The organism is Caballeronia sp. GAFFF2 (genome assembly GCF_023631485.1).
Taxonomy (GTDB): Bacteria; Pseudomonadota; Gammaproteobacteria; order Burkholderiales; family Burkholderiaceae; genus Caballeronia.
The window spans coordinates 65194-91498 of record NZ_JALQDA010000023.1 but is presented as its reverse complement, the minus strand read 5'-3'; the positions used below and the strand labels follow the sequence as shown (position 1 = coordinate 91498).

The following is a 26305-nucleotide window of genomic DNA, read 5'->3' as shown; positions in this document are numbered from 1 at the left end:
CGGCGCTTTGGAAAATGCCGCGCTGCTAATCTTTCTCGTACTCGGTAAAAGCGTTCGGACGACCGTTCGCACGCCGCCCCGAACCCGGCGACGAGCGACTTTCGCACTTGGGCGCTGAACCGGCTCTTTACTTGTCAATCGGAGACACCATGAACTTCCCGATCAATCCGCTCACCTCCGCGCTGAGCACAATGCAGTCGATGGCGACGCAGGCCGCCGGCAGCCCCACGGTCGCCACGGGTGCCGTATCCGGACAGGACGCGGGAATCGGCCAGTCGGGCGCGGTGAGCGCGGGCACGTTCGCGGACGCGCTGCAGTCGTCGATCAGCAAGATCAGCGACAACCAGACGAAGGCGCTGTCCGAAGCGCACGCGTTCGAAATCGGTGCGCCGAACGTTTCGCTCAACGACGTGATGGTCGATATGCAAAAGGCCAACGTCGGCATGCAGTTCGGCTTGCAAGTACGCAACAAGCTCGTGTCGGCCTACAACGACATCATGCAAATTTCGGTGTAACGCGCTGTGGCTGGCGCGTGCGTTTCGAATCCGTCCCCATCATGCCGATACGGCCCCAGAGCCTTGCGCCCTAAAGCTTTGCCGCGATTCTCCGATAACCTCGATAACAGCACGGCGAACGATGGTTCGATCGCCAGCACCGATTCTTACCGGTCGGACGAAGCGGCCTTTGCGCCGCCGTCCGAGCACCGCGCGCCACGTGCCGCGGGCGTCATTCGGTATCGCATAAGGAGAACCACGGATGTATTCCCCAGGACAGGCGGGAGCCAACGCATATGCACGCGTCGGCGTTCAGACAGGGGTGATGGGAGCGAGCCCGCACCGGCTGATCGTGATGCTCTATCAGGGCGCGCGGCAGTCGATTGCACAGGCGCGGATGCACTTGCAGCAGAAGAACGTGGGCGCGCGCGGAACGGCGATCAGCAAGGCGATCAACATCATCGAGACCGGGTTGCAGCAGGCGCTCAACAAGGAAGCGGGCGGCGAAGTCGCGCTGCGTCTAGACGCGCTGTACTCGTACATGGCACGCCGGCTCCTGGAAGCGAATCTGACCCAGGACGAGTCGATGCTCGTGGAAGTGGACAATCTGCTGGCTACGCTGGAAGAGGCGTGGGTCGGCATTGGACCGGAAGTGGCGAGAACGACCGCGGCAGCCGTCTGAGCGGCAGCCATGGCGACTGCCTGACAAGAATGAATACCACAGACGAATATTTCGCGCACTACGAGGCGATTGCTGCGCTGTCCGGCCAGATGCTGGCTGCGGCGCGCAGTGGCGAGTGGAGCGAATTGAAGACGATGCAGGGCAGGTATCGCGAGTTGATCGAACGGTTGAAGGACGTGGATACCGGCTCGGAACTCGACGACACCGCCCGTGCGCGCAAGCTGGACCTCGTGAAGAAGATCCTCGCCGACGACGCCGCGATTCGCGACCTCAGTTCGCCGAGCCTCGCGCGTCTTTCCGCGCTCTTCACGACCAACAGCCCGGCGCGCGTACTTAAAAAGATGATCGGACTGCGCTAGACAACGCGGCTTGCGACGGAAAACTCTTCCGGCGTCTGGCCCGGCCCTCGCGCGCGGTCTTTCCAGGATGCCGGCATGTCAGGACTCGATTCCGCGATCGCCACGATTATCGCCAGCCGGACCGAGCTCCTTCTGTCCGCGCTGCGCGCCAACGCCGGTTCGACCGGCCAGACGACCACGCAGACGGGCGTTTCCTTGTCCGTCGCGACGCCCGCCGGAACCGCGGCGGGCGCATCCGCGCCGACGCTCGCTCCGGTGGCGTCCGCGCAAACCGAACTGTCGAGCGTGGCCCGCACGCTCGATGTCATTTCCCGCCTGGGCGGCGCCGCGCCCGCGATTCTCGGCGATGCCCCGCTCTGGCCGACACCGCCGCGTCCCGCGAGCGCGTTCGCCGCGCTGACCACGGGGCTTTTCGATACCGCTTTCTCCTCCAATGCCGCCGCCGTCGCGGCCGCGCGTGCGGCGAGCCAGAATCTGCCGCCGTTGCCGGCGTCCGCGCTGGCATCGGAGCTTGCGAAAACGGTGGCGCAAAGCGGCCTCTTCTACGAGTCGCATCTCGTGCAATGGATGGCCGGGCAGCGCAGCACGGCGTCGCTCGCGAGCGAACCGCAGGCGCGCATCGATCCGCGCGCGCTGACCTTGCCGCTCGATTTGCCGGGCGACGAAAGCATCGCGCGCGATACCGCCTTCGACGACACGCGCCCACCGGCGTTTGCCTCGACACAAACCGATCTGTCCGATCTGCACGCCGAAACGCATAACGTCGCGATGCCGCAAACGCCGCAGCAAGCGGCGGCGCTCGCGGCATCGGTACGGGATGCGCCCGCGCTGGCGCTGTCGAATTCGCAAAGCGCGCCGTCCGCGCCCGCTTCGCCGCCCGCCGCGCCGCAGCCGAGCCAGCATGAATCGGCGCTGCAGGCATCGCTCGATGCGGGTATTCATCCAGCGACGCTCACGGTCGTGCGTCAGCAACTCGACATACTCGCCAACGAGCAATTCCGCTGGCAGGGCGAAGCGTGGCCGGGGACGCGTTTCGAGTGGGAAGTGGCGCGAGAACCGCGTCCCGTCGTGGACACCAGCGAGGAACGCGCGTGGCGCACGCGCGTCACGTTGTCGTTGCCCGCGCTCGGCATGGTGGACGCCGAACTCGTGCTGACCGGCGACAAGCTGGTCGCGCGTCTGAGGGCGAGCGATACGGGCGCATCGCGCTTTTCCGCCGATGCCGCCGCGTTCCAGCGTCAGCTCGAAGCGGCGGGCATCGCGCTGGCGTCGTTCAGCGTGCGTTCGATGGATGGCTCGGGCGCCGCCACGGGCGACATCGACCTGGATGCGCCGAAACCGGTGCGTTCGCCGCTCGAGCATTTATTCCGCGCGCCGCCGGGTGGAGAAGTGACATGAGCAATCCACTGTATTCGCGCAAGCAGGCCACCGCGCTCACTTACGATGCGGGCAGCCGCGAAACGACGCCGCGCGTCGTGGCGAAGGGCTACGGCGTGGTCGCGGAAATGATCGTGCAGCGCGCTAAGGAAGCGGGCGTGTATGTCCATGACTCGCCGGAAATGGTGTCGCTCTTGATGCAGGTCGATCTCGATTCGCATATCCCCCCCGCGCTTTATCAGGCGGTGGCGGAACTGCTGGCCTGGGTCTATCGGCTGGAGAACGAGGAGCCGGTGAGGGAAGCGGGACGCCGCTAAAACTCGAAAGCTCGCCTCACGATCGCCGCATGATCGAAGCGCGCGGGCAACGTGCCATACACGCGGCCGGTTTCGCCGCGCGCATCGCCCAAACGGGTTTCGATGAACGCCTGTGCCACCTCGTCCGGCGCATGTCTCGCCAGCAATACGCCTTGTGCACATAAGGTCAATTGCTGCGCGATGCGCCGCGCCGATGCCTCGCGCGACGCCGGATCGCTCGTCAAACTAGTCAAGAGCGTCTGCAAAGCCGCGCCGAGCGCCGGATGCGCGCTTGCCGTATCGCGCCAGTCGTCGAATAGTGCGTGCGCCGCGTCCTGCTCGCGCTCGAACGCACGCAGCACGTCGAGACACATGACGTTACCCGAACCCTCCCAGATCGAATTGACCGGCGCCTCGCGATAAAACCTCGCCATCGGCCCGGTTTCGACGTAACCGTTGCCGCCCCAGACTTCCATCGCCTCGCCGGTGAATTCGAGCGCGCGCTTGCAGACCCAGAACTTCGCCGCAGGCGTGACGATGCGCCGCCACGCGCGTTCGCGCAACGCCGCTCCCGCTGATGCGCTCTGCTCGAACGCCCCGGCCAGCCGCATGAACAGCACCGTCGCGGCTTCCGATTCGAGCGCGAGGTCGGCGAGCACGTTGCGCATCAAGGGCTGATCGGCGAGATGCGCGCCAAACGCGCTGCGATGCCGCGCATGATGGATCGCTTCGACCAGCGCCGCGCGCATCAACGCCGCGCTGCCGATCACGCAATCGAGCCGCGTGTAGTTCGCCATTTCGATGATGGTCGGCACGCCGCGTCCTTCATCGCCGATCATCACGCCGTAGGCATCGAGAAACTCGACTTCGCTGCTCGCGTTCGAGCGATTGCCGAGCTTGTCCTTCAGACGCTGCACGTGCACGGCGTTCTTGCGGCCGTCGGGCACAAAGCGCGGCACGTAGAAGCAGGAGAGTCCGCCTTCGTCCGCCGTGCGCGCGAGCACGAGATGCGCGTCGCACTGCGGCGCCGAGAAAAACCACTTGTGTCCGATTAACCGATAGTCCCCGCCGCGCCCGGGTGTGCCGAGCGCATGCGCGCGCGTGCGATTGCCGCGCACGTCGGAGCCGCCCTGCTTTTCGGTCATGCCCATGCCGATCAACATCGATCGCTTGCCGGCTTCGAGGGCGATGTCGCGCGAATCGTGCTCGCGCGACAAGAGCGGTGCGGCGAGCCGTTCATAAAGCGCGGGTTCATTGCGCAAAACGGGGATGCTCGCGAAGGTCATCGTGACCGGACACAGCGATCCGGATTCGAGTTGTCCGTGCAGAAAGTAACCGGCGGCGCGCGCGGCCATCGACCCGGCGCGCGCCGAAGGTTCGAACGGCAGCGCGTGCAGACCTTCTTGCCGCAGACGTCGCAGCAGTTCATGCCAGGCCGGATGAAACTCGATTGCGTCGATACGCTCGCCACGCGCGCTGTGCGTGCTCAGCTCCGGCGTATGCCGGTTGGCGAGATCGGCGAGCGCGAGCACTTCCGGTTGTGTAAGCGCGCGGCCGTCGCGGTGGAGCGCCTCGGCATGCCAGTGCGCGCCTTCGCGCTCGAGCGCGGCAACGAGCGCGCGGTCCGCGGCGAAGGCGTCGTAGTCAACAAGCGGCGGCGACTGATTCGTGACTTCGTGTGTCTCGAACAAGGGTGCGTGGTTCATCGTGTGTCTCCCGTGCGAGCTTGCGTCGGCTAATCGCAACACGCGTGGTCAAAAATGATCCTCTATCTCTATTTAACGATGATAGGCCGCACGCCCGACTAGCGTGTAGCGCTGCCGCTCGCTTCAATCTGGCCGGGCGCTCGCGTTTGGTCTTAAACCATTCCTATATTTTTCTGATGCGAACTCTTAAAGACCAACCGGATGAGAGAAATCCGATTGTTTGGCTACCACGGCTGACGGACAGGAGGCCGAACCTATAATCGCCGAGACCCTTATGGCCTGAGGTTTACAGGCCTCTTCTGGAAGTCTTCTCAATGAGCATCAACCTCAATCAACTCGTTCAAGGCGCCTTGACCGAGAGCGTATTGCAACACCTGGCTGCACGCGTTGGCTGCACGCAGGAGTCCGCGAGGCGCGTCGTCGGACTATGCGCGCCAGCACTCATCGGCTCGATGATGAACAAGGCGGCGTCGCTGGATGGCGCACGCAGTCTGTTTGCCTCCGTCATGTCGCCGGGCGTGAACACGCATATCGCCGAGGAACTGCCGCACTTCGTTCTCAACGACGAAGGCATGCAAACGCTCCTCGCCACCCATTCGACGGTGGATGGCGTCATTGCCTCGCACGACAATCTCAATGCGCTCGCCGAGCGTATTTCCGAATACACGGGCGTGGCGGCGAGCGCATCGCGCACGTTGTCGGGCGTCGTGGGCGCGACCATTCTCGGTATCCTCAAGCGCTATTTCACGCAGCACAACGGCCATATCGGCCAGTTGCCCACGCTGCTCGGGCATCAATTGCCGGTCGTGCGGGCCAACATGACGGATTCGTTCGCGAATGCGCTGGGGCTCGGCTCGGTCGGCGCGTTCCTCGCGGGCGTGGCCTCGCGGCTGAAGGCGGTGTCCTCGCATCTCGGTCATCCGGCTACCCAAGAAGCAGCGTCGTTCCCCATTCATGGCGAACAAGAACCGGCCGTGGAAACCGCGCAAACAAACGACAAGGGTCCGCGCCGCAAATGGCTGTGGGTCGCCAACGCCGCTGCCCTCGCGTTGCTGGCCGCGCTCGTTGCGCGCGGCTGTTCGACCGAAAACAAGTCGAAAGACGCGACGGCCGAAACGCGCACGGACGCCTCGGCGGCATCCGACGCCGCATCTGCAGCCAGCGCCAGCGCCAGCGCTAGCGCTAGCGCCAGTGACGATCAGGCATCGCAAGCCACGGCTGTGGCGCCCGATCAGGCATCGTTGCCGACCATTTTGCCGGGCAAGGACGCAAGCCTGTCCATGACGGTCGACGCCTCCGGCATTCCCACGCTGAAAGCCACGGTGAACAGCGAGCAGGAACGTCAACGCCTGATCGACATGCTGTCGGCCAAGCTCGGCGCGGACAAGTTCCACGCGAACGTGACCGTCGATCCCGACACGAAGCCCGCCGCTTGGCTCGACAAGCTCGAAGGCCTGCTGCCGTTGATGACGCTGCCGGGCGCCGATCTGCAGATTACCGGCGACACGATCACCTTGAGCGGCGGCGCAAGCGAGCCGAAGCTCGGCTGGGTCGACAAGCTGAAGGCGCTGTTCGGCGCCGGCTGGACGGTCGGCACGCAATCGGCTCCGGTTGCGGCTCCGGCATCGGAAGCGCAAGCCAATCAAGACGCGGATGCCTGCTCGGCTCCGGCTATCGTCAAGACGCTGAACCTGAAGCCGGTCAACTTCGGCACCGGTTCGAACACGCCGCCGCCGGTTGCCATGGCGGCGCTCGCTGCATCGGCGAAGGCGCTGAAGGCCTGCGACACGCAAGCAAAGCCCATTCAGCTTCAGATCGCAGGCTATTCGGACAACACGGGCGGCGCGGCGCTGAATCTTCAGTTGTCGAAGAAGCGTGCGGAAGCGGTGCGTTCGTACCTCGTTCAGCACGGCATTCCTTCTGATTCGCTGACAGCTCAAGGCTTTGGCGACGCCAATCCGGTCGCCGACAACTCGACCCCCGCTGGCCGCATGGCTAATCGACGTATCGAGTTCAAGCAAGCCGACTGAGCGTCACGCTCCATCTCGGCGCGATGCGTCGAAAAAGCGCCGGACCGCTTTGAAGCGGTTCGGCGCTTTTTTTACTGCGCGCCAGGCGCATCAGGCAAGGGAACTCCCGTTCAACGCATTACAGCGCCTCGCCACGCTTCAGCCGCGGAAAGCCATCGGCCATGAAATCCTGATCGACATTCGCGGGCAGTATTTCGCGCGCGACTTCGATCCACGCTCGCGCCGCATGCGACAGATATCCGTTGCGCCGCCAGCCGACGGCCATATCCCAGCGAATCTCGGGCGCGACGACCGGCCGGCAGGTGAACGCCTCGGCATCCAGGCGGCCACAATAAGGCGCGGGCAACAGCGCGATGCCGATGCCAGCCTGTACCAACGCCGCCATGAAATCCCAATGCCCGCTGCGACCGACGATCGTCGGCGCGAACCCCGCCGCGCGGCACGCGTTCAGCACGACGTCGTTGAGCGCGAGACTTTCGCCGTAGAACACAAAGGGTTCGGCTGCCAGATCGGCGAGCGCTACCTCGTTCAGACCGTCCCAGCGCGAACCTTTTTGCGCCACGAGCCACAAGAGTTGCCGGCTGACGGGCAGCACATCGAACGTTTCGGCATCGACTGGCTGCAGCACGCCGCCAAGTTCGAGTTCGCCTTCGATCAACGCAGCCTCGATCGCCTTTGAGCCTTGCTCGAACAGCTTCAGCTCGATTTTCGGATACCGCTCCCTGAAAGCAGCAATGACGGGCGTGAAGAGCGCGCCGCCCATCGGCGGAATGCCGATCGTCAGCGTGCCACGCCCGAACGTGCCCAGATCGTTCAGTTCCGCTTCGAGCCGCGCATGGGCCGCGAGCACATCGACGCCACGCTGATAGACGATTTGTCCGGCATCGGTCAGGACCATCTGACGGCCTTCCCGCAATAAAAGCGGCGAGCCGACCTCGTCTTCTAGTGACTTGACCATTTTGCTGATGGTCGGCTGAGTGACAAACATATGCTCGGCGGCAGCAGTGAAGCTCTTTTGCTTGACCACCTCAATGAAATACCTCAACGCGCGCAATTCCATGTGAGATTCCAGATTGGAATGATTTGGATAATGCTAAGTCATTTTTTTTATGTAAATGGTGCACTTATACTTCGTCTACAGGTTAACCCTAGTCATTCGCCCCGAGCCCGCCATGTCCACCGTTCTTTCCGCCCTATCCGCCTTCGCCAACGCCCGCATGGCGTTTGCTCGCGTGACGCGCATCGCGATTCAATCGGCGGCGCTCGCGGCGATCTGGTTCGTCGCGGACCTGGCCGCGCGCAAGCTGGCGCTGCCGGTGCCAGGTGGCGTCGTCGGACTAGTCGCGTTGTTGGCGCTTCTGTTCTGCGGCGGCGTGGCGCCGCGCTGGGTCAAGGCGGGCGCCGACTGGCTGCTGTCGGACATGCTGCTGTTCTTCATCCCGGCGGCCGTGGCGGCGGTCCAATACGGCGGGCTTTTCATGGAAGAAGGCTGGCGTTTGGCGCTGGTTGTCGTCGCGGGAACGCTCATGGTGATGGTGGCGGTGGCGTTCGCCGTGGATCGGGCGGCGCGCCTGGAGCGTCACTTCGCGCTGCGCCGGGCGCTCAACGCGCGGCAAGCTGCGCGCGCCTGAGCCATGAGCCACTTCTACGCTTCGCTGCTCCAAGACGACGCTGCACGCCTGATCGCTGCCGGATGCTTCGTGATGACCGTCGTCCTGTACTTCGTGTCGAAGCGGCTTTACGCGCGCTTCAAAAGTCCGTGGCTGACGCCGCTTCTGGCTGTCCCGGCGGTGCTTGCGGCGATTGTCGTGACGGCGCGCATTCCATACCCCGTCTATTTCGCCGATACGCGCTGGCTCATGTGGCTGCTCGGGCCAGCCACCGTCGCGTTCGCGGTGCCGATCTACGAGTACCGGTCGCTCCTGAAGCGGCACTGGATTTCGTTGAGCGTCGGAGTGACGGTTGGCATTCTGGTGGCGGTCGGCGGGTCGATTGCGCTTGCGAAGTTGCTGCATCTGTCGCCGGAACTGCAGCGCAGTCTCGCGACGCGTTCGATATCGACGCCATTTGCGCTCGCGGTATCCGACAAGATTCACGCGCCGCGCGATCTGACCGCGCTTTTCGTCATCGCGACGGGCGTGTGCGGCATGCTCTTCGGCGAGATCGTGCTGGCGCTGGTGCCGCTGCGCACTCGGCTTGCGCGCGGCGCGTTGTTCGGCGCGGCGGCGCATGGCGTCGGCACCGCGAAGGCGCGCGAACTCGGGAACGAAGAGGGCGTCGTCGCCAGCTTGACGATGATGATCGCGGGCGTGGTGATGGTGCTGCTCGCGCCGGTTTTGAGCATGTTGCCGATATAGGCAATTACGCGCACGCGCCGCTGTTTAGGAGTTTTCGCTAGCGATTCTCGGAGCATCTCTTGCGACAATCCGGGCTCAACTTTTCGGTTAGAGCCAAATGTCACTAGTCTCTCAGCGCTCCGGCGTCTCAGTCATCATTCCTTGTTTCAACTCGGCAAAAACGCTGGCACGCGCGCTCGATAGTTGTCTTTTGCAAACCGAAGCAGCGCAGATCATCGTGGTGGACGATGGCTCGCAGGACGCATCGGCGGCGGTCGCGAAGTTTTATTCCCTCAAGGACCGACGCGTCGAGCTGGTGCAGATGCCGGAAAACGGCGGTCCGGCTCGGGCGCGCAATCGCGGTGCGAACTTTGCGGCACACTCCATTCTTGCGTTCCTCGACGCCGACGACGAGTACCAGCCAGGCGCACTGGCGACTGCCGTACTCTATCTGCGCAACACGCCTCGGCAACCCGCAGTCCGTTTCAGCGCCGATTTCAGCGACTTTCCCGCCGAACTGCGTGCTTTCCCCGACTTCGAACGCCACGCCGACATCATGAGCGACACGGTAACGAGCACGCTCGTGATTCAGCGTGCGACCTTCCTCGCGCTCGGCGGCTTCCCTACAGATGAAGTCTTCCGGCGTTATGGCGGCGAGGATTCGGCGCTTTCAAATGCAATCATCGACATTTACGGTTGTTATCGCCTGGAAGCCAGGAAAGGCGTTCGCGTCCACTATCATCCGGGGAGCCACGTGGCGTTGTATTTCAGCCGCGCAGGAGGCGCCGAAACGCCGTTCGACGAGCATTGGGCGACCACCGAGGCCATTCAACAATTCGTCGCACGCGCCCGCACGGCGATGTCCGGCAATTGCTGAGTTAATAGTCGATCGAGCCTGAACGCCTCCCTACGCTTAGTCACCCCCATCAATCAGACTGCGCTTAATCCCGCATTCGCATTCCGCCGACTTTTGCTACAATCTTCGCTCGCCCCCGAGGAGCGTTGCGACGGGTTTTACCCGCCAGGCTCGGAGGCTTTAATCGGACGGTTCGAAGGCACATAAACAAGCCCGCTGAGCCACCGCATCGAACGGCGCTCACGTCAAAATTTCTAGTCTTTTTTAGAAAGGAGGGCGTGATGAACGCCGCAGTTCTCGATTCCAAGAATTCCCAGGATTACGTTGTTGCCGACATGTCGCTCGCCGCATGGGGCCGCAAGGAACTCGACATCGCCGAAACGGAGATGCCCGGTCTCATCCAGACGCGCGAGGAATACAAGGCGCAACAGCCGCTGAAAGGCGCGCGCGTCGCAGGCTCGCTGCACATGACCATCCAGACCGGCGTGCTGATCGAAACGCTGACCGCGCTCGGCGCCGACGTGCGCTGGGCATCGTGCAACATCTTCTCCACGCAGGATCACGCTGCCGCCGCCATCGCCGCGGGCGGCACGCCGGTGTTCGCGTTCAAGGGCGAATCGCTCGACGAATACTGGGAGTTCTCGCACCGCATCTTCGAGTGGCCGAACGGCGAATTCGCCAACATGATTCTGGACGACGGCGGCGACGCCACGCTCTTGCTCATCCTCGGTTCGAAGGCCGAAAAAGACCGCTCGGTCATCGGCAAGCCGACGAATGAAGAAGAAGTCGCGCTGTACAAGTCGATCGCTTCGCACCTCGATGCCGACCCGACGTGGTACTCCACGCGCCTCGCGCACATCCAGGGCGTGACGGAAGAAACGACCACGGGCGTGCATCGTCTGTATCAGATGGAGAAGGAAGGGCGTCTGCCGTTCCCGGCCATCAACGTGAACGATTCGGTCACGAAGTCGAAGTTCGACAATCTGTACGGCTGCCGCGAATCGCTCGTGGATGGCATCAAGCGCGCCACCGACGTGATGATCGCCGGCAAGATCGCGGTCGTGGCGGGCTACGGCGACGTGGGCAAGGGCTGCGCGCAGTCGCTGCGCGGTCTGGGCGCCACCGTCTGGGTCACGGAGATCGACCCGATCTGCGCGCTGCAAGCGGCAATGGAAGGCTACCGCGTCGTGACGATGGAATATGCCGCCGACAAGGCCGATATCTTCGTGACGGCAACGGGCAACTACCACGTCATCAACCACGACCACATGAAGGCGATGCGCAACAACGCCATCGTCTGCAACATCGGTCACTTCGACTCCGAAATCGATGTCGCTTCCACGCGCCAATACACGTGGGACAACATCAAGCCGCAAGTCGATCACATCATCTTCCCGGACGGCAAGCGCATCATTCTGCTGGCTGAAGGACGTCTCGTGAATCTCGGCTGCGCGACCGGCCATCCGTCTTTCGTGATGTCGAACTCGTTCACGAACCAGACGCTCGCGCAGATCGAACTGTTCACGCAAGGCGACAAGTACGAGAACAAGGTGTATGTGCTGCCGAAGCATCTCGACGAGAAGGTCGCGCGTCTGCATCTGGGACGTATCGGCGCGGAACTGACGGTGCTTTCGACGGAGCAGGCCGGTTATATCGGCGTCGACAAGAACGGTCCGTTCAAGCCGAACCACTACCGCTATTAATCCGCTACTGACAAGGCACGCGGCGGCGTGGCCGCGCACGGATCGGGAGGTTCGTGCGCGGTACAAAGACACATTGCATCAACCGGAGAACACTCGATGACCGTGCTGCTGACATGGCTGATCAACGCGCTCGCGCTTCTGATCATCACCTATCTCGTGCCGTCGATCCACATCCGCAGTTTCGGCACGGCGCTCATCGTGGCCGTGGTGCTCGGGCTCATCAACGCAGTGCTGCGCCCGGTGCTCATCATTCTCACGTTGCCCGTGACCATCCTGACGCTCGGCCTCTTCATCCTCGTGGTGAATGCGCTGTGTTTCTGGCTGTGCTCGTCGCTCTTGAAAGGCTTCGAGGTGACGGGTTTCTGGTCCGCGTTCTTCGGCTCGATTCTCTATAGCATCGTGTCGTGGCTTCTGTCGGCGCTCATCTTCGGACAGCGCAACTTCGGCTGACGCCGCGCACACCACGCCTCGCCGCGCGTACACACACCACCATGAAACCGATCGAACTTTCATTCGAGTTTTTCCCGCCGAAGACGCAGGAAGGTGTGGACAAACTGCGCGCCTCGCGCGCGCAACTGAAAACGCTCGCGCCGAAGTTCGTCTCCGTGACGTTCGGCGCGGGCGGCTCCACGCAGCAAGGCACGCTCGACACCGTGCTCGAAATGGCCGCGGAAGGCTTCGAAGCGGCGCCGCATCTGTCTTGCATCGGCTCGTCGAAAGACAGCCTGCGCGCGATTCTTTCGCAGTATCGGGAGCACGGCATTCGCCATATCGTCGCGTTGCGCGGCGACTTGCCTTCGGGCATGGGTGAAGTCGGCGAGTTGCGCTATGCGTCCGAACTCGTGGCGTTCATTCGCCAGGAGCACGGCGACTGGTTCAACATCGAAGTGGCGGCGTATCCGGAGTTTCATCCGCAATCGCGTTCTCCGCGCGCCGATCTCGAAAACTTCGCGCGCAAGGTAAAGGCGGGCGCGAACTCCGCGATCACGCAGTACTTCTTCAACGCGGACGCCTACTTCAAATTCGTCGATGAAGCGAAAAAGCTCGGCGTCGATGTGCCTATCGTGCCGGGCATCATGCCGATCACCAACTTCACGCAGTTGATGCGCTTTTCCGAGATGTGCGGCGCGGAAGTGCCGAAGTGGATCGCGCGCCGGCTCGAAAGTTACGGCGACGACCGCGAGTCGATCCGCGAATTCGGCGTCGATGTGGTGACGGGTCTGTGCCAGCGTCTGATCGACGGCGGCGCGCCCGGCTTGCATTTCTACACGCTCAACGGCGCGTGGGCGTCGAAGACGGTTTGCGAGCGGCTCGGCGTCAAGAGTGTCTGAGTTTGTTTTACCCGCGCGGCGTTCGTCCGCGCGGTCCTTACTTTCCTCCTCGTTTAGCACTTTTTTCGGGCGTTTTAGTACCCGACGGCGCACTTTGCGCGCGCTGCCGGCACCTTGCGCGGATATTTCGCCATCCGAGCTATCACGCTTACGCATAGGCGATAACCTAACCGCATCGAACCAACCGGCAGCCGTAAATCCAGTGGGGAAAACGACCACACACGTAATATTTGTTCATGCTAGGGTAGCGCCCGAATTTGCTTGCGCCGTTTCATCCGGCAGATTCGCGTGGCTGGCAGCACCGCCGATGCGATCAAGTAATATCGCGCTACGTCAGTTGAAAGCTGGCATCGACCTGGAGGAAACATGAAGAAGAATGGCCTGTTGCGAGTCGCCCGCGTGTCGGCGCTCATGGGCGCCGTCGCCACGGCAACGCTATTCGCGACGAACGTCGCGAATGCCGCCATCCCCAACAAGACGCTGGTGTACTGCTCGGAAGGCAGTCCCGCCGGTTTCGATCCCGCGCAATACACCACCGGCACCGACTTCACCGCGAACACGTTCACGGTCTATAACCGCCTCGTCGAATTCGAGCGCGGCGGCACGAAGGTCGAGCCGGGTCTCGCCGAAAAGTGGGACGTGTCGGCGGACGGTTTGACCTACACCTTCCATTTGCGTCACGGCGTGAAGTTCCAGACGACGTCGTACTTCAAGCCGACGCGCGAATTCAACGCGGATGACGTCCTCGTCACGTTCAACCGCATGCTCGACCCGAACCAGCCGTTCCGCAAGGCGTACCCGGTTGCGTTCCCGTACTTCACGGACATGGGCCTCGACAAGCTCATCGCGAAGGTGGAGAAGGTCGATCCCTACACCGTGAAGTTCACGCTCAAGGAAGTGAACGCGCCGTTCATCCAGAACATGGCGATGGAATACGCGTCCATTCTCTCGGCCGAATACACGGACAAGCTGGTGAAGGACGGCAAGGCCGCCGACATCAATCAGTATCCGGTTGGCACGGGACCGTTCATCTTCCGTAGCTATACAAAGGATGCGACCATTCGCTTCGACGGCAATCCGGATTACTGGAAGCCGAACGCGGTGCAGGTGTCGAAGCTGATCTTCTCGATCACGCCCGATGCCGCCGTGCGCGTTCAGAAGCTGAAAAGCAACGAATGCCAGGTGATGAGCTATCCGCGGCCAGGCGACATCGAGTCGCTCAAGTCCGCATCGAATCTGGATACGCCGTCGCAGGCCGGTTTCAACGAAGGTTACGTGGCCTATAACGTGACCAAGAAGGGTCTGGACAACACCGACGTGCGCCGCGCGCTCGACATGGCGATCAACAAGAAGGCGATCATCGATTCTGTGTATCAGGGCGCGGGCCAGGCGGCCACCGCTCCGATGGCGCCGACTCAATGGTCCTACGACAAGAACCTCAAGACGAGTCCGTACGATACGGCCAAGGCCAAGGATCTGCTCGCGAAGGCCGGCTTTCCGAACGGCATGGATATCGACCTTTGGGCCATGCCTGTGCAACGCGCGTACAACCCGAACGCACGTCTGATGGCCGAGATGATCCAGGCCGACTGGGCGAAGATCGGCGTGAAGGCAAAGATCGTGTCGTACGAATGGGGCGAGTATCTCAAGCGCGCGCACGCGGGCGAGCATCAGGCACTCTTGATCGGCTGGACCGGCGACAACGGCGACCCCGACAACTGGCTCGGCACGCTGCTCGGTTGCGACGCGGTGAAGGGCAGCAACTTTTCGAAGTGGTGCTATAAGCCGTTCGACGATCTAGTCGTGAAGGGCCGTTCGACGAGCGACGTGGCGGCGCGCACGAAGGCTTACATGGACGCGCAGCAGATCTTCGCGCAACAGCTGCCGTTCTCGCCGATCGCGCATTCGACGGTGTATCAGCCGGCCAGCAAGAAGGTAACGGGCCTGAAGATCGAACCGCTCGGCTATGTGCGTTTCGACGGCGTGGGCATGCAGTGAAGCGAGAGCATCCGCAAAACGCAGCTTGCAAGCGGAACGCTTTTTGCACTAAACCATAATTAGTCGAACAGGGCCGGCGGCGCGGGTCGAAAACGATCCGCGCCGCCGGTCACTCTTCCAAATCCCCAAGTACGAACCAAAGGGCGATCATGTTCCGATTCGTTTTGCGACGCATAGGAATGGTGATACCGACGTTCATCGGCATTACGATTCTCGCGTTCGCGCTCATCCACCTGATCCCGGGCGACCCCATCGAAGTGATGATGGGCGAACGCGGCGTGGACCCGGCGATGCACGCCGAAGCCATGAAGCGCTTAGGTCTCGACGAGCCTTTGCCGCTTCAATATCTCCACTATGTCGGCCATGCGCTCAAGGGCGATCTCGGCATGTCGATCATCACCAATACGAGTGTGATGAGCGAATTCATGGCGCGCTTCCCGGCGACCGTCGAACTCTCCATCTGCGCGATGATCTTCGCGCTCATCGTCGGTCTGCCGGCGGGCGTGGCGGCGGCGCTCAAGCGCGGCACGGTGGTCGATCATGGCGTGATGGGCACCGCGCTCACGGGCTATTCGATGCCGATCTTCTGGTGGGGCTTGATCCTCATCATGTTCTTCTCGGCGAGGCTCGGCTGGACGCCGGTGTCGGGGCGGATCGCGGTGGAATACGACATTCCGCACGTCACGGGCTTCATGCTGATCGACTCGATCTTCTCCACCGATGAAGGCGCGTTCAAGTCCGCGGTGAGTCATCTGATATTACCGACCATCGTGCTCGGCACGATTCCGCTCGCGGTGATTGCGCGCATGACGCGTTCGTCGATGCTCGAAGTGCTGCGCGAGGACTACATTCGCACGGCGCGCGCGAAGGGGCTTTCGCCGTTACGCGTGGTGATCGTGCATGCGTTGCGCAATGCGCTGATTCCCGTGGTGACCGTGATCGGCTTGCAGGTTGGCACGTTGCTCGCGGGTGCGGTGTTGACGGAGACGTTGTTCTCGTGGCCGGGCGTCGGCAAGTGGCTGATCGATGCCATTTCGCGTCGCGATTATCCCGTCGTGCAGGGCGGCATTCTGATGATCGCGTCGCTCGTGATCTTCGTGAATCTGATCGTCGATCTGCTGTACGGCGTGTTGAATCCGCGCATTCGCCATACAAGGTGAACATGTACCACCCCCACGCTCACATTCGTTCGCTGCCCCCCAAGGGGGCGCATGCCTCTCTTGAGGCGGCTCGGCGAGAGGCATAGACATGTACCACCCCCACGCTCACATTCGTTCGCTGCCCCCCAAGGGGGCGCATGCCTCTCTTGAGGCGGCTCGGCGAGAGGCATAGACATGTACCACCCCCACGCTCACATTCGTTCGCTGCCCCCCAAGGGGGCGCATGCCTCTCTTGAGGCGGCTCGGCGAGAGGCATGATATGGCCGACATTCAAAACAACCTACCTCCCCAGGCAGTAACACCGCCACCCAGCGGCCGCATGGTCGCGGGCCGCGAGTTCTGGGCGAACTTCTCGCGCAATCGCGGCGCAGTGGTCGCGGGCTTCATCGTGCTCGTGCTGATTCTGGTGGCGCTCACCGCGCCCGTGATCGCGCCGCACAGCCCCATCGAGCAATATCGCGAATACGTGAAGATTCCGCCCGCGTGGCTCGAAGGCGGCAACCGCATGTTCCTGCTCGGCACCGATGAAGCCGGCCGCGACATTCTCTCGCGTCTCATGTACGGCGCGCGGCTGTCGTTCTGGATCGGCTTCGTATCGGTCGTGCTCGCGCTCATTCCGGGCGTCGTGCTGGGGCTCATGGCCGCGTTCTTCGGCTGGCTCGATACGCCGATCATGCGCATCATGGATGTGCTCCTCGCGCTGCCTTCGCTCTTGCTCGCGGTCGCCGTGGTCGCGATCATCGGGCCGGGGCTCGTCAACACCATGCTTGCCATCGCCATCGTCGCGCTGCCGGGTTATGTGCGTCTGACGCGCGCATCGGCGCTCGGCGAATTGCAAAAGGAATACGTGACGGCATCGCGCGTCGCGGGTGCGGGCGTCGTGCGGCTGATGTTCTCGCAAGTGCTGCCAAACTGCGCCGCGCCGCTCATCGTGCAGGCGACGCTCGGGTTTTCATCGGCCATTCTGGACGCCGCCGCGCTCGGCTTTCTCGGCTTGGGCGTGCAACCGCCCGCAGCCGAGTGGGGCGCCATGCTGGCTTCGGCGCGCGATTACATCGAAAGCGCATGGTGGATCGTCACGATGCCCGGTCTCTCCATCCTGATCTCGGTGCTCGTCATCAATCTGCTCGGCGACGGTCTGCGCGACGCCCTCGACCCGAAACTGAAACGGATGGGATGACATGAACGATCTACTCACTATCCGTAATCTGCAAGTGACGTTCGGCGGCACACAGGCGGTCGATCGCATCGACCTGTCGGTCAAGCCGGGCGAAGTGGTCGGCGTGGTCGGTGAATCCGGCTCGGGCAAAAGCGTCACGATGATGGCGCTCATGGGCCTGATCGATGCACCCGGCAAGGTCTCGGCCGATCAGGTCACCTTCGATGGGCGCGATTTGCTGAAGGCCTCGGCGCGCGAGCGTCGCAAGATCATCGGCAAGGACATCGCGATGGTGTTTCAGGACGCACTGACGAGCCTGAACCCGAGCTACACGGTCGGCTATCAGATCAAGGAATCGCTGAGACTGCACGAAGGCCTGCGCGGCGACGCACTCAACAAACGCGCGCTCGAACTGCTGGATCAGGTCGGCATTCCAGATGCGAAAAGCCGCATCGACGCGTTTCCGCATCAGATGTCGGGCGGCATGAATCAGCGCGTGATGATCGCAATGGCGGTCGCCTGCAATCCCAAACTCCTGATCGCCGACGAGCCCACGACCGCGCTCGACGTGACCATTCAGGCGCAGATCATGGAACTGCTCGTGCGCTTGCAAAAGGAACGCGGCATGGCGCTCGTGCTGATTTCGCACGATCTCGCGGTGGTGTCGGAAGTGGCGCAGCGCGTCGCGGTGATGTATGCGGGCGAGATCATCGAAACGAATCACGTCCCTGCCATTTTCAGCGAGCCGCATCATCCGTACACGGAAGCGTTGCTCGCCGCGATTCCGGAACATAGCCGCGGCGCGGATCGTCTGGCGGCGTTGCCGGGCATGGTGCCGGGCCGAGACGACAGACCCAGTGGATGCCTCTTTGCGCCGCGCTGCAAATATGCCGTCGAGGACTGCTGGAAGGGGCGGCCGAATCTGTTCCAGCTCGACCCCAACGACGCGGCCGTGCGCGCGCGTTGCATCAAGCCGTTGAATGTCGAAGTGGTGGTGGAAGGAGGCGCGCGATGAACGCCGTACCGAAGGAAATCAACAAGGACATCGTGCTCGCCGCCGATCAGCTCACGCGGCATTACAGCGTCAAGCGCAGCATGTTCGAACAGGGCACGGTGAAGGCGCTGAACGGCGTGTCGTTCGAGTTGCAGCGCGGGCGCACGCTTGCTGTCGTCGGCGAATCGGGCTGCGGCAAGTCCACGCTCGCGCGTCAGTTGACGATGATCGAAACGCCGACATCGGGCCGTCTTCTAATCGATGGCGAGGACGTGGCGGGCGCGAGCAAGGACAAGATCGCCGCGTTGCGGCAGCGCGTGCAGATGGTGTTCCAGAACCCGTTTGCGTCGCTCAATCCGCGTAAGACCGTCGAGCAGACGCTAGGCGAGCCGCTCGCCATCAACACGAAGCTCAACGCAACCGAACGCGCTCAACGCATTGCGCAGATGATGCGCACCGTCGGCCTGAGACCGGAACACGCGACGCGCTACCCGCACATGTTTTCGGGCGGTCAACGGCAACGCGTGGCGATTGCGCGCGCGATGATTCTCGACCCGCAAATCGTCGTCGCCGATGAACCCGTTTCCGCGCTCGATGTCTCGATCCAGGCGCAGATTCTCAATCTGTTCATGGACCTGCAAGCGCAGTTCGGCACGAGCTACGTGTTCATCTCGCACAACCTGTCGGTGGTCGAGCATATTGCCGATGACGTGATGGTGATGTACTTCGGCGGCGTGGCCGAACTCGGCAACAAGAAAACCATCTTCGCGCGACCGCGTCATCCGTACACGCGCGCCTTGATGTCGGCAACGCCCGCGTTGTTCGAGGAAGATCGCCGCATCAAGATCAAGCTGCAGGGCGAAATGCCTTCGCCGCTCAATCCGCCATCGGGCTGCACGTTTCATCAGCGCTGCCCGTACGCGATCGATCGTTGCAGAACCGAGGAACCGGCGCTGCGCGTCGTCGACGGGCGGCAAGTCTCGTGTCATCGCGCCGAGGAGGTAGGTGACGTGGAGGTTTGAATCGCATCGACGCGCGGTTTGACGCGCGCCAGCTTCGTTCAAAGAAGGCGGCGCGCGGTCAAGCTCCAAGTCGATCGTCTCGAAGCGACAGCGCGTGTCCAGCGGGTCGCGTGAATGTTTTAAGATGTCGCTCGTGCCGTATTCATATGACCAGCCGCGCGCCGCGCGCGTGGCGTCCGCCAGAGCGACAGCCATTGTGCTGTCGTTCGTACTGTTCATGGCAGGCGCGGTCGTTACGCCATCCGGTTTTGCGGTCGTCGGATCGCGTACGCCGGCAGGTGGCACTCCGCAGCCCGCAGGCGGCGCGGACGTAGCGGCGGCGCCGGGCGCATCGGCACCCGCGCCGGCCGTGGATCGATCCGATGGCACGACGGCAAGCGGTCCCGTGCGCGCGGCGCCGGCGCGCATGCCGTTCTACGTTGCGACCAAAGGCACGACCACCATCTATTTGCTCGGCACGCTGCATGTCGGTTTCGCGACCGACTATCCGGCCGAACAGCCGTTTCGCCAGTCGATACTGGCTGCGCTCTATGCATCGCCCACACTCGCGCTCGAAATCTCTCCCGACGAACTGCTCGTTTCGCAAGAGGACGTGAATCGCTTCGGCATGTGCCGCAGCGAATGTCTGATCGATTATTTGCCGGATTCGATGTGGCAGGCGGTGCAAGCGCGCATGCGCAACAATCCCGATGCGCTGAAGGAATTGCGGCACACGCGCCCGTGGCTCGCGTCGATGCTGATCGAAACATACGACACACTCAAGGCCGGTTTTCAGAGCGAGTACGGCACCGAGGCGCAGTTGCAGAATGTCTATCTGCATGTGCGAGGAAAAATCGTCGGGCTCGAAACCTTGAACGAACAGATATCGACGTTCACGCGTCTGACTTCCGCGCAACAGCGCGAGATGCTCGCGCAGGATCTCGTGCAGACGCCAACCGAAAACATCGCCGACGTGAAAGAGCTGCACCGGCTCTGGCGAATCGGCGACGCGGACGCGCTCAAAGCCTGGGACGACGCCAAGGGCAACAAGCTTGCGCGCTCGAAGCCGCTCGCGGATCAGGTGGATAACCGCGTGGTATATGAGCGCAATCGCCGCTTCGTCGCGCGGATGGTGCAACTGGCAGCGCCCGACAAGCCGGTGTTCGTGGCTATCGGGGCGCTGCATCTCGGCGGGTCGCGCGGCGTGCTCGAACTGCTGAGAAAGCGCGGCTTCGTCGTGGTGGCTGGCTGAACGCTTTGCCGATTCAGATGAACATCAGCCAGTTCAGCAAGAAGATGTTCACGATCAGAAGCGACAACGCCGTTGGCACCTGCACCTTGATCACCGCGTTCTTGTCGGGCAACTCCAGCAACGCCGCCGGAACCATGTTGAAGTTCGCGGCCATCGGCGTCATCAGCGTTCCGCAGTAGCCCGAGAACATGCCGATGGCGGCCATCGTCGCCGGATTGCCATGGAACACGCCGACGAGAATCGGTACGCCGACACCGCCCGTCATCACTGGAAACGCGGCGAAGCCGTTGCCCATCACCATCGTGAAAAGCGCCATGCCGACGACATAGACCGTCACCGCGACGAGCCGATAGTCGAGGTTGATGTAGGCCGTCGTCACATGCGCGACCGCCTTGCCGACGCCTGCGTCCGAGAACACGAGCCCGAGCATGCCGAGCATTTGCGGCAGCACGGCGGCCCACGAAAGCGCGTCGATGAGACGGCGCGCCTCGCGCATCGACTGGCCGACGGTATCGCGCGTCATGACGCACGCCACCGCCAGCGCGATCACGCAGCCTATGCCGAAGCCGATCAGCGTCACGTTCTTCAACTCGATCAACGGTTGCCCGCCGAAGACGAGATGGCTCGCGCCGAGCGTCAGGATCACGGTGACGACCGGAATGGTCAGCGCGGGCACGAAGAGCTTGTTGCCGAGCCGCGCGGCGCTCTGCCGGCGCGTTTGCTCCGACAGCATTTTCGGCTTCGCGCCGGTCACGCCGCCGAGTCCGGCGATGAGCGCCATCGCTATCACGAGCACGCCGACGACCGCGGGCGGCAGCCAGTCGCCGATCAGGAACACGAGCGCATACACGAGCCAGAACACGCCCGTCGTCAGGCGGCGCGGATGCGACTTGTCGGTGAGGATCATGCCGGCGACCACCACCAGCACGATGCCGACGAGATAGAAGAGATAGTTGATGGTGAGCGTCATGCTTTCTCTCCCGCGAGATTGCGCGTGAGCGCGCCGAGTTCGCGTGTCAGGCGCCGGTCGAGCAGCCACAGCCGAAAGCCGTGGATGAGGAACGCGCAGATCGCGGTTGGAATGCCCCACACGGCAACATGCATGGGTTCCACGACGATGCCCGCTTCCTTGAGGAACGTGACCATCAGCACGATGGCGCCGAACGCCACGAAGACGTCCTCGCCGAAGAAGAGGCCGACGTTGTCGGTTGCCGCCGAATATGCGCGCAGCTTGTGGCGCACCGCGTCGGAGAGCTTGCCGTAACGCGTTTCGGCGGCGCCTTCGGCCATCGGCGCGAGGAGCGGTCGCACCATTTGCGGATGGCCGCCGAGACCCGTGAGGCCGACCGCCGCCGTCAGTTCGCGCACGAGCAGATAGACGATCAACAGTCGCCCGACCGTCGCCGCGCGAATGCTCGATATCCACGTCTGCGCGCGTTCACGCAAGCCATGCCGTTCGAGCAGGCCGATCACCGCGAGCGGCAGCAAGATGATGAGCGGAATATTGCGCGTCTTCAGAAAGCCGGTGCCGATGGTGGTCAGAATGCGCTCCACGGGAAAGTGCGCCGCGAAGCCGGTGACGATCGCCGCTGCGGCGACGATCAGCATCGGATTGAAGCGCAGCACGAAGCCCACGATGATGACGGCCACGCCGATGAGCGGCCATAAGTTAACTGCGGTTGCCATGAGATCTCCAAACCAGGGGTTAGACATCGCGCCTCGAAGCGGACGCGTAAATAGCGCTTGTTAAAACGCCCCGGCAGGCGGGGCGTTCGATGCATCGGAAAATCGCTTATTCGGCGCGGGCGGCGCGGACATCGACGCCCGCATCGGCGAGCGCGCCGCGAATGCGCCGCGCGAATTCGAGTGCGTGCGCGCCATCGCCATGCAGGCAGATGGTCTGCGCCTTGAGCGGCACCCATTCGCCGGACACGGCCTGCACGCGTTGCTCGCGCACCATCGTGAGCGTGCGGTCGAGCACTTCGGTTTCATCTTCGAGCAGCGCGCCCGGTTCCTTGCGCGGCACGAGCGAGCCATCCGCGCGATAGCCGCGATCCGCGAAGACTTCCTCGATGGCGACCAAGCCCGCGCGCCGCGCCGCATCGACGAGACCGCTGTTGGCGAGCCCGAAGATCAGCAGCGACGGATCGAAGTCATGCACGGCGGAGCAGATGGCATCCGCTATCCCGGGGCTTTTCGCGGCCTGGTTGTAGAGCGCGCCGTGCGGCTTCACATGCGCGATACGTCCGCCTTCCGCCCGCGCAATGGCCGACAGCGCGCCCAGTTGATACAGCACGCCCGCGTAGATTTCCTCGGGCGGCAAGTCCATTTCCTTGCGGCCGAAGTTCTCGGGATCGTTGAAGCTCGGATGCGCGCCGATCGCCACGCCTTTTTGCACCGCCCAGCGCACGCACTCGCGCATCGCGGTGGCGCCGCCCGCATGCCAGCCGCACGCGATGTTCGCGGAGCTGACGAGTTCGAGCAGCGCTTCGTCGGTGCCGCAGCCTTCGCCGAGATCGGCGTTCAGATCGATTTCCATGATGTCGTATCGTTCAAAGTTGTTACGTTGATTTAGCCAGACGCGCGCAGCGTTCCTCGTGCATCGCGATGGCCGTGCCCACCTGACTGACATAGCGCCGCTCTTCGGCGAGCGCATGGCGTGCTTCTTCCAGCGACGTTTCGATGAAGCGCACGCCGCCGTTCAACCGTACTTGCGCGAGCTTCCACAAATCCGCCTTGATGACCGCGCCGATCTTCGGATAGCCGCCCGTGGATTGCGCGTCGCCCATCAGGACGATGGGCTGGCCGTTCGGCGGCACTTGAATCGTGCCGGGCAAGACCGCGTGCGACAGCAGTTCGATTTTCTCGCCGCGTTCGAGCTCCGTGCCCGCGAGGCGAAAGCCCATGCGGTTGCTGTTTGGCGTGATGGTCCATTCCTCGTTCCAGAAGTCGCGCTGCGCCTTCTCAGTGAAGCTCGCGTATTCCGGACCGCGCAGCACGCGAATGGGCACGGCCCAGTCGACGCCCGGCGCATGTCGGCCGCGCCGCACGGGTTCATCGACGAGCACGAACTTGCACCACGCGGGCGCCTTCACGCCGAAGGCCGGTTCTTCCGGCGAAAACGCGATGCCCTTGTGCGGTTGCGGCACGCCGACAGGCAAACGGTCGCCGTCGGCAAGCGCGCGTCCGCCCAGGCCGCCGAAGCATGCGCCGAGGTCGGTGCTGCGCGAGCCGAGCATCGGCAAGACGTCGATACCGCCCGCAATGCACACGTAGCCGCGCATGCCGCGCTTGGCCGCGCGCAGCGTCAGTTCCTGGCCCGCGCGCACGGGCAAACTCCACCACGAATAAACCGGCTCGTCGTCGAGCGTCGCGCCGAAGTCCGTGCCGGTAATCGCGACGCGCGTCGCGCGCGAGAAGCGCAGCACGGTCGGCCCGAACGTGACTTCAATACCCGCCGCATCCGCCTTGTTGCCGACGATACGATTGCCGATTTCCAGCGACAGCGCATCGAGCGCGCCGCCCGAACTCACGCCGAGATGCCGATAACCGTGGCGCCCGAGATCCTGCACGGACGAGAGCACGCCCGCGCGTTTTACTTCGATCATGCGCGCACCTCCAGCGCCGTGAAGCGCACGCGGTCGCCGGGCTGCATGAGCGTCGGCGGGTTGCGGGCCGGATCGAAAAGCTTGAGGTCGGTGCGGCCGAGCAGATTCCATCCACCGGGCGATACAGCGGGATAGATACCCGTCTGCGCCCCGCCGATGCCGACCGAACCCGCCGGCACTTCGAGGCGCGGTTCCGCGCGGCGCGGCGTGTGCAGCGCGGGATCGAGGCCGCCCATGTAGGCGAAGCCCGGCTGAAAACCGAGAAAGAAGACGACGTATTCGGCTTCGGTGTGACGCTTCACGACTTCATCGACGGAAAGGCCGACGTGCTTGGCGAGCGAACTCAGATCGGGGCCGTCCGCGCCGCCGTAGCGCACCGGAATCTCGATCTCCGCGCCGCCCGTGTCCGATGGCGTGGCCGCTTCCCAACCTTCTTCGAGTTGCGCCGCGAGGGCTTCGTAATCGGCTTCGAGCGGGTCGAAGACGATGGTCAGGTTGTTCATGCCCGGCACGACTTCGACGACGTGCGGCATGAGCCGCGCGATGTCGGCGAGCGCCCAGATGCGGCGCTGACAATCGAGCGTCGCCGGTGGCGCGGATTCGCACACGAGCGCGTTGTCGCCAAGCGGATGAATACGTGGTTTCGTCATGCCTCTCTGGTCCCTTGCGCGCGCCGTCCATGCGGCCAGCAACGCGTCAGAATGCTACATTGTCAATAAATTATCGACAATTTATCAATAAGCGTTTGTTCGGAGTGTAGTTCGTGACGCAAGGTCGCGGCTGCGCGATATCGTTCGGATACACTCCACGCACTTTTCAACGGTCCTCGCCATGTCGCGTCACCCTACCAAGATCGTCTCTTCCGAGCATCTCGTGTCAGAAGTCAGCGCCGAGTTATCGGAGTTCGAATACGCGCTCATCATGGTGAGCAACGCGTTCAATCGCTGGATGGTGCGTTGCATGTCGGCGGCGGGCGCGAAGGACATGACCGCCGTGGAAGTATCGCTGCTGCATCACGTGAGCCATCGCGATCGCAAGAAAAAGCTCGCCGATATCTGCTTCGTCCTCAATATCGAGGATACCCACGTTGCCACGTATGCACTCAAGAAACTGGTGGCGCGCGGTTACGTGAAAAGCGAGAAGACGGGCAAGGAAGTGTTCTTTTCCGCAACGGCGGCAGGGCGCGAGTTGTGCGGGAAGTATCGTGAAGTGCGGGAGAGCTGTCTTATGTCGACGCTGCGCGAGAGCGGGCTGACAAACGAGCAGATTGGCGACGCCGCGCAACTCATGCGCAACGCATCCGGTCTTTACGATACCGCCGCGCGCGCGGCGACATCGCTTTGAGTCAGTAGATGGCAGCCTCGGTGACGATGGCTCCAAGCGGCAAGTCGTGAGTCTCGCGCGGGAGCGCATCGCATTTGCCCGATTCGTAGGCAATCCCGATAGTCACGGGGCGCTCGCCATTCGGCCAGGCGGCGAGCGTGCGATCGTAGTAGCCGCCGCCGTAACCCAGTCTCAAGCGCTGAAGATCGAAACCGACGCATGGAATCAGCAACAGATCCGGCGTCACGCGGGTTTCCTGCGCAGGCACGGGAATGCGATAACGGCCTTCGTTCATCGGCATTTGCGCATGCCATGCGTGGAAGGCCATCGGCGCCTTGGGCTCGACCACCACGGGCAACGCGGCGGCGCGCGTCGCGTCTGCCGCGAGCCAGCGCGTGAGCAAAGCGCGTGCATCGAATTCGCCCGCAACGGGCCAATAAAAGCCGATGCACTTGACCGCATGCTCCGCGAGCAACGCCTCGATGCGTGTCGCGAGCGCCTTGTTTCTTTCGGCTTGCGCGGGATCGTCACGCTGTGCTTCGCGGCTTGCGAGAAGCGTGGAACGCAATGCGCTTTTAGGTTCCGCGCAAACGTTGCGTGCTATGCTTTCAACCGATCTTTGGACCACCTCGCGCTCCAG

The 26305-nt window shown here is 63.0% G+C and carries 27 protein-coding genes and 1 riboswitch; of the genes, 19 read left to right on the top strand and 8 right to left on the bottom strand.

Annotated elements, in window-relative coordinates:
• The first annotated feature begins 149 nt into the window (after nucleotides 1-149).
• The 5 genes from fliE (at nucleotide 150) to NCT04_RS13945 (ending at nucleotide 3229) form a co-directional block, all read left to right on the top strand.
• Nucleotides 150-515 carry a flagellar hook-basal body complex protein FliE gene (gene fliE / locus NCT04_RS13965; protein ID WP_244826533.1) on the top strand — a complete coding sequence of 122 codons (366 nt, stop codon included), beginning with the start codon at nucleotides 150-152 and terminating at the stop codon, nucleotides 513-515.
• A gap of 241 nt (nucleotides 516-756) precedes the next feature.
• The gene (gene fliS, locus NCT04_RS13960) at nucleotides 757-1176 is read left to right on the top strand and encodes a flagellar export chaperone FliS (RefSeq protein WP_250466032.1); all 420 of its coding nucleotides are present in this window, start codon (nucleotides 757-759) and stop codon (nucleotides 1174-1176) included.
• 29 nt (nucleotides 1177-1205) lie between these two features.
• The gene (locus NCT04_RS13955; RefSeq protein WP_244826531.1) at nucleotides 1206-1535 is read left to right on the top strand and encodes a flagellar protein FliT; all 330 of its coding nucleotides are present in this window, start codon (nucleotides 1206-1208) and stop codon (nucleotides 1533-1535) included.
• Between the two features lie 75 nt (nucleotides 1536-1610).
• Nucleotides 1611-2933: a flagellar hook-length control protein FliK gene (gene fliK / locus NCT04_RS13950; RefSeq protein ID WP_250466031.1), complete on the top strand. Its 1323-nt coding sequence runs from the start codon at nucleotides 1611-1613 to the stop codon at nucleotides 2931-2933.
• Nucleotides 2930-3229 (top strand): EscU/YscU/HrcU family type III secretion system export apparatus switch protein, encoded by a 300-nt coding sequence (locus tag NCT04_RS13945; RefSeq protein WP_244826529.1) that lies wholly within the window; start codon nucleotides 2930-2932, stop codon nucleotides 3227-3229. The genes fliK and NCT04_RS13945 overlap by 4 nt, the downstream gene beginning before the upstream one ends.
• Here the strand turns inward: NCT04_RS13945 and NCT04_RS13940 are convergent.
• Nucleotides 3226-4914 (bottom strand): isovaleryl-CoA dehydrogenase, encoded by a 1689-nt coding sequence (locus tag NCT04_RS13940; RefSeq protein ID WP_250466028.1) that lies wholly within the window; start codon nucleotides 4912-4914, stop codon nucleotides 3226-3228. The genes NCT04_RS13945 and NCT04_RS13940 overlap by 4 nt on opposite strands.
• 314 nt (nucleotides 4915-5228) lie before the next feature.
• Between NCT04_RS13940 and NCT04_RS13935 the strand changes: the two genes are divergently transcribed.
• Nucleotides 5229-6944: an OmpA family protein gene (locus NCT04_RS13935; RefSeq protein WP_250466026.1), complete on the top strand. Its 1716-nt coding sequence runs from the start codon at nucleotides 5229-5231 to the stop codon at nucleotides 6942-6944.
• A gap of 118 nt (nucleotides 6945-7062) precedes the next feature.
• Here the strand turns inward: NCT04_RS13935 and NCT04_RS13930 are convergent, their stop codons facing one another.
• Nucleotides 7063-8004 carry a LysR family transcriptional regulator gene (locus tag NCT04_RS13930; RefSeq protein WP_250466025.1) on the bottom strand — a complete coding sequence of 314 codons (942 nt, stop codon included), beginning with the start codon at nucleotides 8002-8004 and terminating at the stop codon, nucleotides 7063-7065.
• A 112-nt stretch (nucleotides 8005-8116) separates the two neighbouring features.
• Between NCT04_RS13930 and NCT04_RS13925 the strand changes: the two genes are divergently transcribed.
• The 12 genes from NCT04_RS13925 (at nucleotide 8117) to NCT04_RS13870 (ending at nucleotide 20734) form a co-directional block, all read left to right on the top strand.
• Entirely contained in the window at nucleotides 8117-8575 is a 459-nt protein-coding gene (locus NCT04_RS13925) for a CidA/LrgA family protein (protein ID WP_250466024.1), read from the top strand.
• A 3-nt stretch (nucleotides 8576-8578) separates the two neighbouring features.
• Complete coding sequence (locus NCT04_RS13920) at nucleotides 8579-9301, top strand: LrgB family protein (protein WP_250466023.1); 723 nt, start codon at nucleotides 8579-8581, stop codon at nucleotides 9299-9301.
• Between the two features lie 97 nt (nucleotides 9302-9398).
• Nucleotides 9399-10157, top strand: coding sequence for a glycosyltransferase family 2 protein (locus NCT04_RS13915; RefSeq protein ID WP_250466022.1), 759 nt, complete (start codon nucleotides 9399-9401; stop codon nucleotides 10155-10157).
• 111 nt (nucleotides 10158-10268) lie between these two features.
• Nucleotides 10269-10385: riboswitch (S-adenosyl-L-homocysteine riboswitch) on the top strand.
• Between the two features lie 32 nt (nucleotides 10386-10417).
• Entirely contained in the window at nucleotides 10418-11839 is a 1422-nt protein-coding gene (gene ahcY, locus NCT04_RS13910; RefSeq protein WP_250466021.1) for an adenosylhomocysteinase, read from the top strand.
• Between the two features lie 96 nt (nucleotides 11840-11935).
• Nucleotides 11936-12289: a phage holin family protein gene (locus tag NCT04_RS13905; RefSeq protein WP_244826521.1), complete on the top strand. Its 354-nt coding sequence runs from the start codon at nucleotides 11936-11938 to the stop codon at nucleotides 12287-12289.
• Between the two features lie 41 nt (nucleotides 12290-12330).
• Nucleotides 12331-13170, top strand: coding sequence for a methylenetetrahydrofolate reductase [NAD(P)H] (gene metF, locus NCT04_RS13900; protein ID WP_250466016.1), 840 nt, complete (start codon nucleotides 12331-12333; stop codon nucleotides 13168-13170).
• A gap of 366 nt (nucleotides 13171-13536) precedes the next feature.
• Nucleotides 13537-15168 (top strand): ABC transporter substrate-binding protein, encoded by a 1632-nt coding sequence (locus NCT04_RS13895; RefSeq protein WP_250466015.1) that lies wholly within the window; start codon nucleotides 13537-13539, stop codon nucleotides 15166-15168.
• Nucleotides 15169-15317: 149 nt separating this feature from the next.
• Nucleotides 15318-16328: an ABC transporter permease subunit gene (locus NCT04_RS13890; protein ID WP_244826518.1), complete on the top strand. Its 1011-nt coding sequence runs from the start codon at nucleotides 15318-15320 to the stop codon at nucleotides 16326-16328.
• A 259-nt stretch (nucleotides 16329-16587) separates the two neighbouring features.
• Nucleotides 16588-17508 (top strand): ABC transporter permease subunit, encoded by a 921-nt coding sequence (locus NCT04_RS13885; RefSeq protein WP_244826517.1) that lies wholly within the window; start codon nucleotides 16588-16590, stop codon nucleotides 17506-17508.
• A 1-nt stretch (nucleotide 17509) separates the two neighbouring features.
• Nucleotides 17510-18502, top strand: a complete 993-nt coding sequence (locus NCT04_RS13880) for an ABC transporter ATP-binding protein (RefSeq protein ID WP_244826516.1) — start codon at nucleotides 17510-17512, stop codon at nucleotides 18500-18502.
• The gene (locus tag NCT04_RS13875) at nucleotides 18499-19503 is read left to right on the top strand and encodes a peptide ABC transporter ATP-binding protein (RefSeq protein WP_250466014.1); all 1005 of its coding nucleotides are present in this window, start codon (nucleotides 18499-18501) and stop codon (nucleotides 19501-19503) included. Before NCT04_RS13880 ends, NCT04_RS13875 begins: the two co-directional genes overlap by 4 nt.
• A 124-nt stretch (nucleotides 19504-19627) precedes the next feature.
• Nucleotides 19628-20734 (top strand): TraB/GumN family protein, encoded by a 1107-nt coding sequence (locus NCT04_RS13870; protein ID WP_244826514.1) that lies wholly within the window; start codon nucleotides 19628-19630, stop codon nucleotides 20732-20734.
• 13 nt (nucleotides 20735-20747) lie between these two features.
• Here the strand turns inward: NCT04_RS13870 and NCT04_RS13865 are convergent, their stop codons facing one another.
• From NCT04_RS13865 to pxpB, 5 genes are all read right to left on the bottom strand, one after another.
• Nucleotides 20748-21704 carry a DUF979 domain-containing protein gene (locus NCT04_RS13865; RefSeq protein WP_250466013.1) on the bottom strand — a complete coding sequence of 319 codons (957 nt, stop codon included), beginning with the start codon at nucleotides 21702-21704 and terminating at the stop codon, nucleotides 20748-20750.
• Nucleotides 21701-22420: a DUF969 domain-containing protein gene (locus NCT04_RS13860; RefSeq protein ID WP_250466012.1), complete on the bottom strand. Its 720-nt coding sequence runs from the start codon at nucleotides 22418-22420 to the stop codon at nucleotides 21701-21703. The genes NCT04_RS13865 and NCT04_RS13860 overlap by 4 nt, the downstream gene beginning before the upstream one ends.
• 106 nt (nucleotides 22421-22526) lie before the next feature.
• Entirely contained in the window at nucleotides 22527-23273 is a 747-nt protein-coding gene (gene pxpA, locus NCT04_RS13855) for a 5-oxoprolinase subunit PxpA (RefSeq protein WP_250466011.1), read from the bottom strand.
• Between the two features lie 22 nt (nucleotides 23274-23295).
• The gene (locus NCT04_RS13850; RefSeq protein WP_244826511.1) at nucleotides 23296-24342 is read right to left on the bottom strand and encodes a 5-oxoprolinase subunit C family protein; all 1047 of its coding nucleotides are present in this window, start codon (nucleotides 24340-24342) and stop codon (nucleotides 23296-23298) included.
• On the bottom strand, nucleotides 24339-24992 hold the full coding sequence (gene pxpB, locus NCT04_RS13845; protein ID WP_250466008.1) for a 5-oxoprolinase subunit PxpB: 654 nt from the start codon (nucleotides 24990-24992) through the stop codon (nucleotides 24339-24341). Before pxpB ends, NCT04_RS13850 begins: the two co-directional genes overlap by 4 nt.
• Before the next feature lie 181 nt (nucleotides 24993-25173).
• Here pxpB and NCT04_RS13840 point away from each other — a divergent pair, with 181 nt between their 5' ends.
• Nucleotides 25174-25686, top strand: a complete 513-nt coding sequence (locus NCT04_RS13840) for a winged helix DNA-binding protein (protein WP_244826509.1) — start codon at nucleotides 25174-25176, stop codon at nucleotides 25684-25686.
• Between the two features lies 1 nt (nucleotide 25687).
• On the opposite strand, the gene NCT04_RS13835 is transcribed toward NCT04_RS13840, so the two are convergent.
• Nucleotides 25688-26305, bottom strand: a complete 618-nt coding sequence (locus tag NCT04_RS13835) for a 5-formyltetrahydrofolate cyclo-ligase (RefSeq protein ID WP_502800667.1) — start codon at nucleotides 26303-26305, stop codon at nucleotides 25688-25690.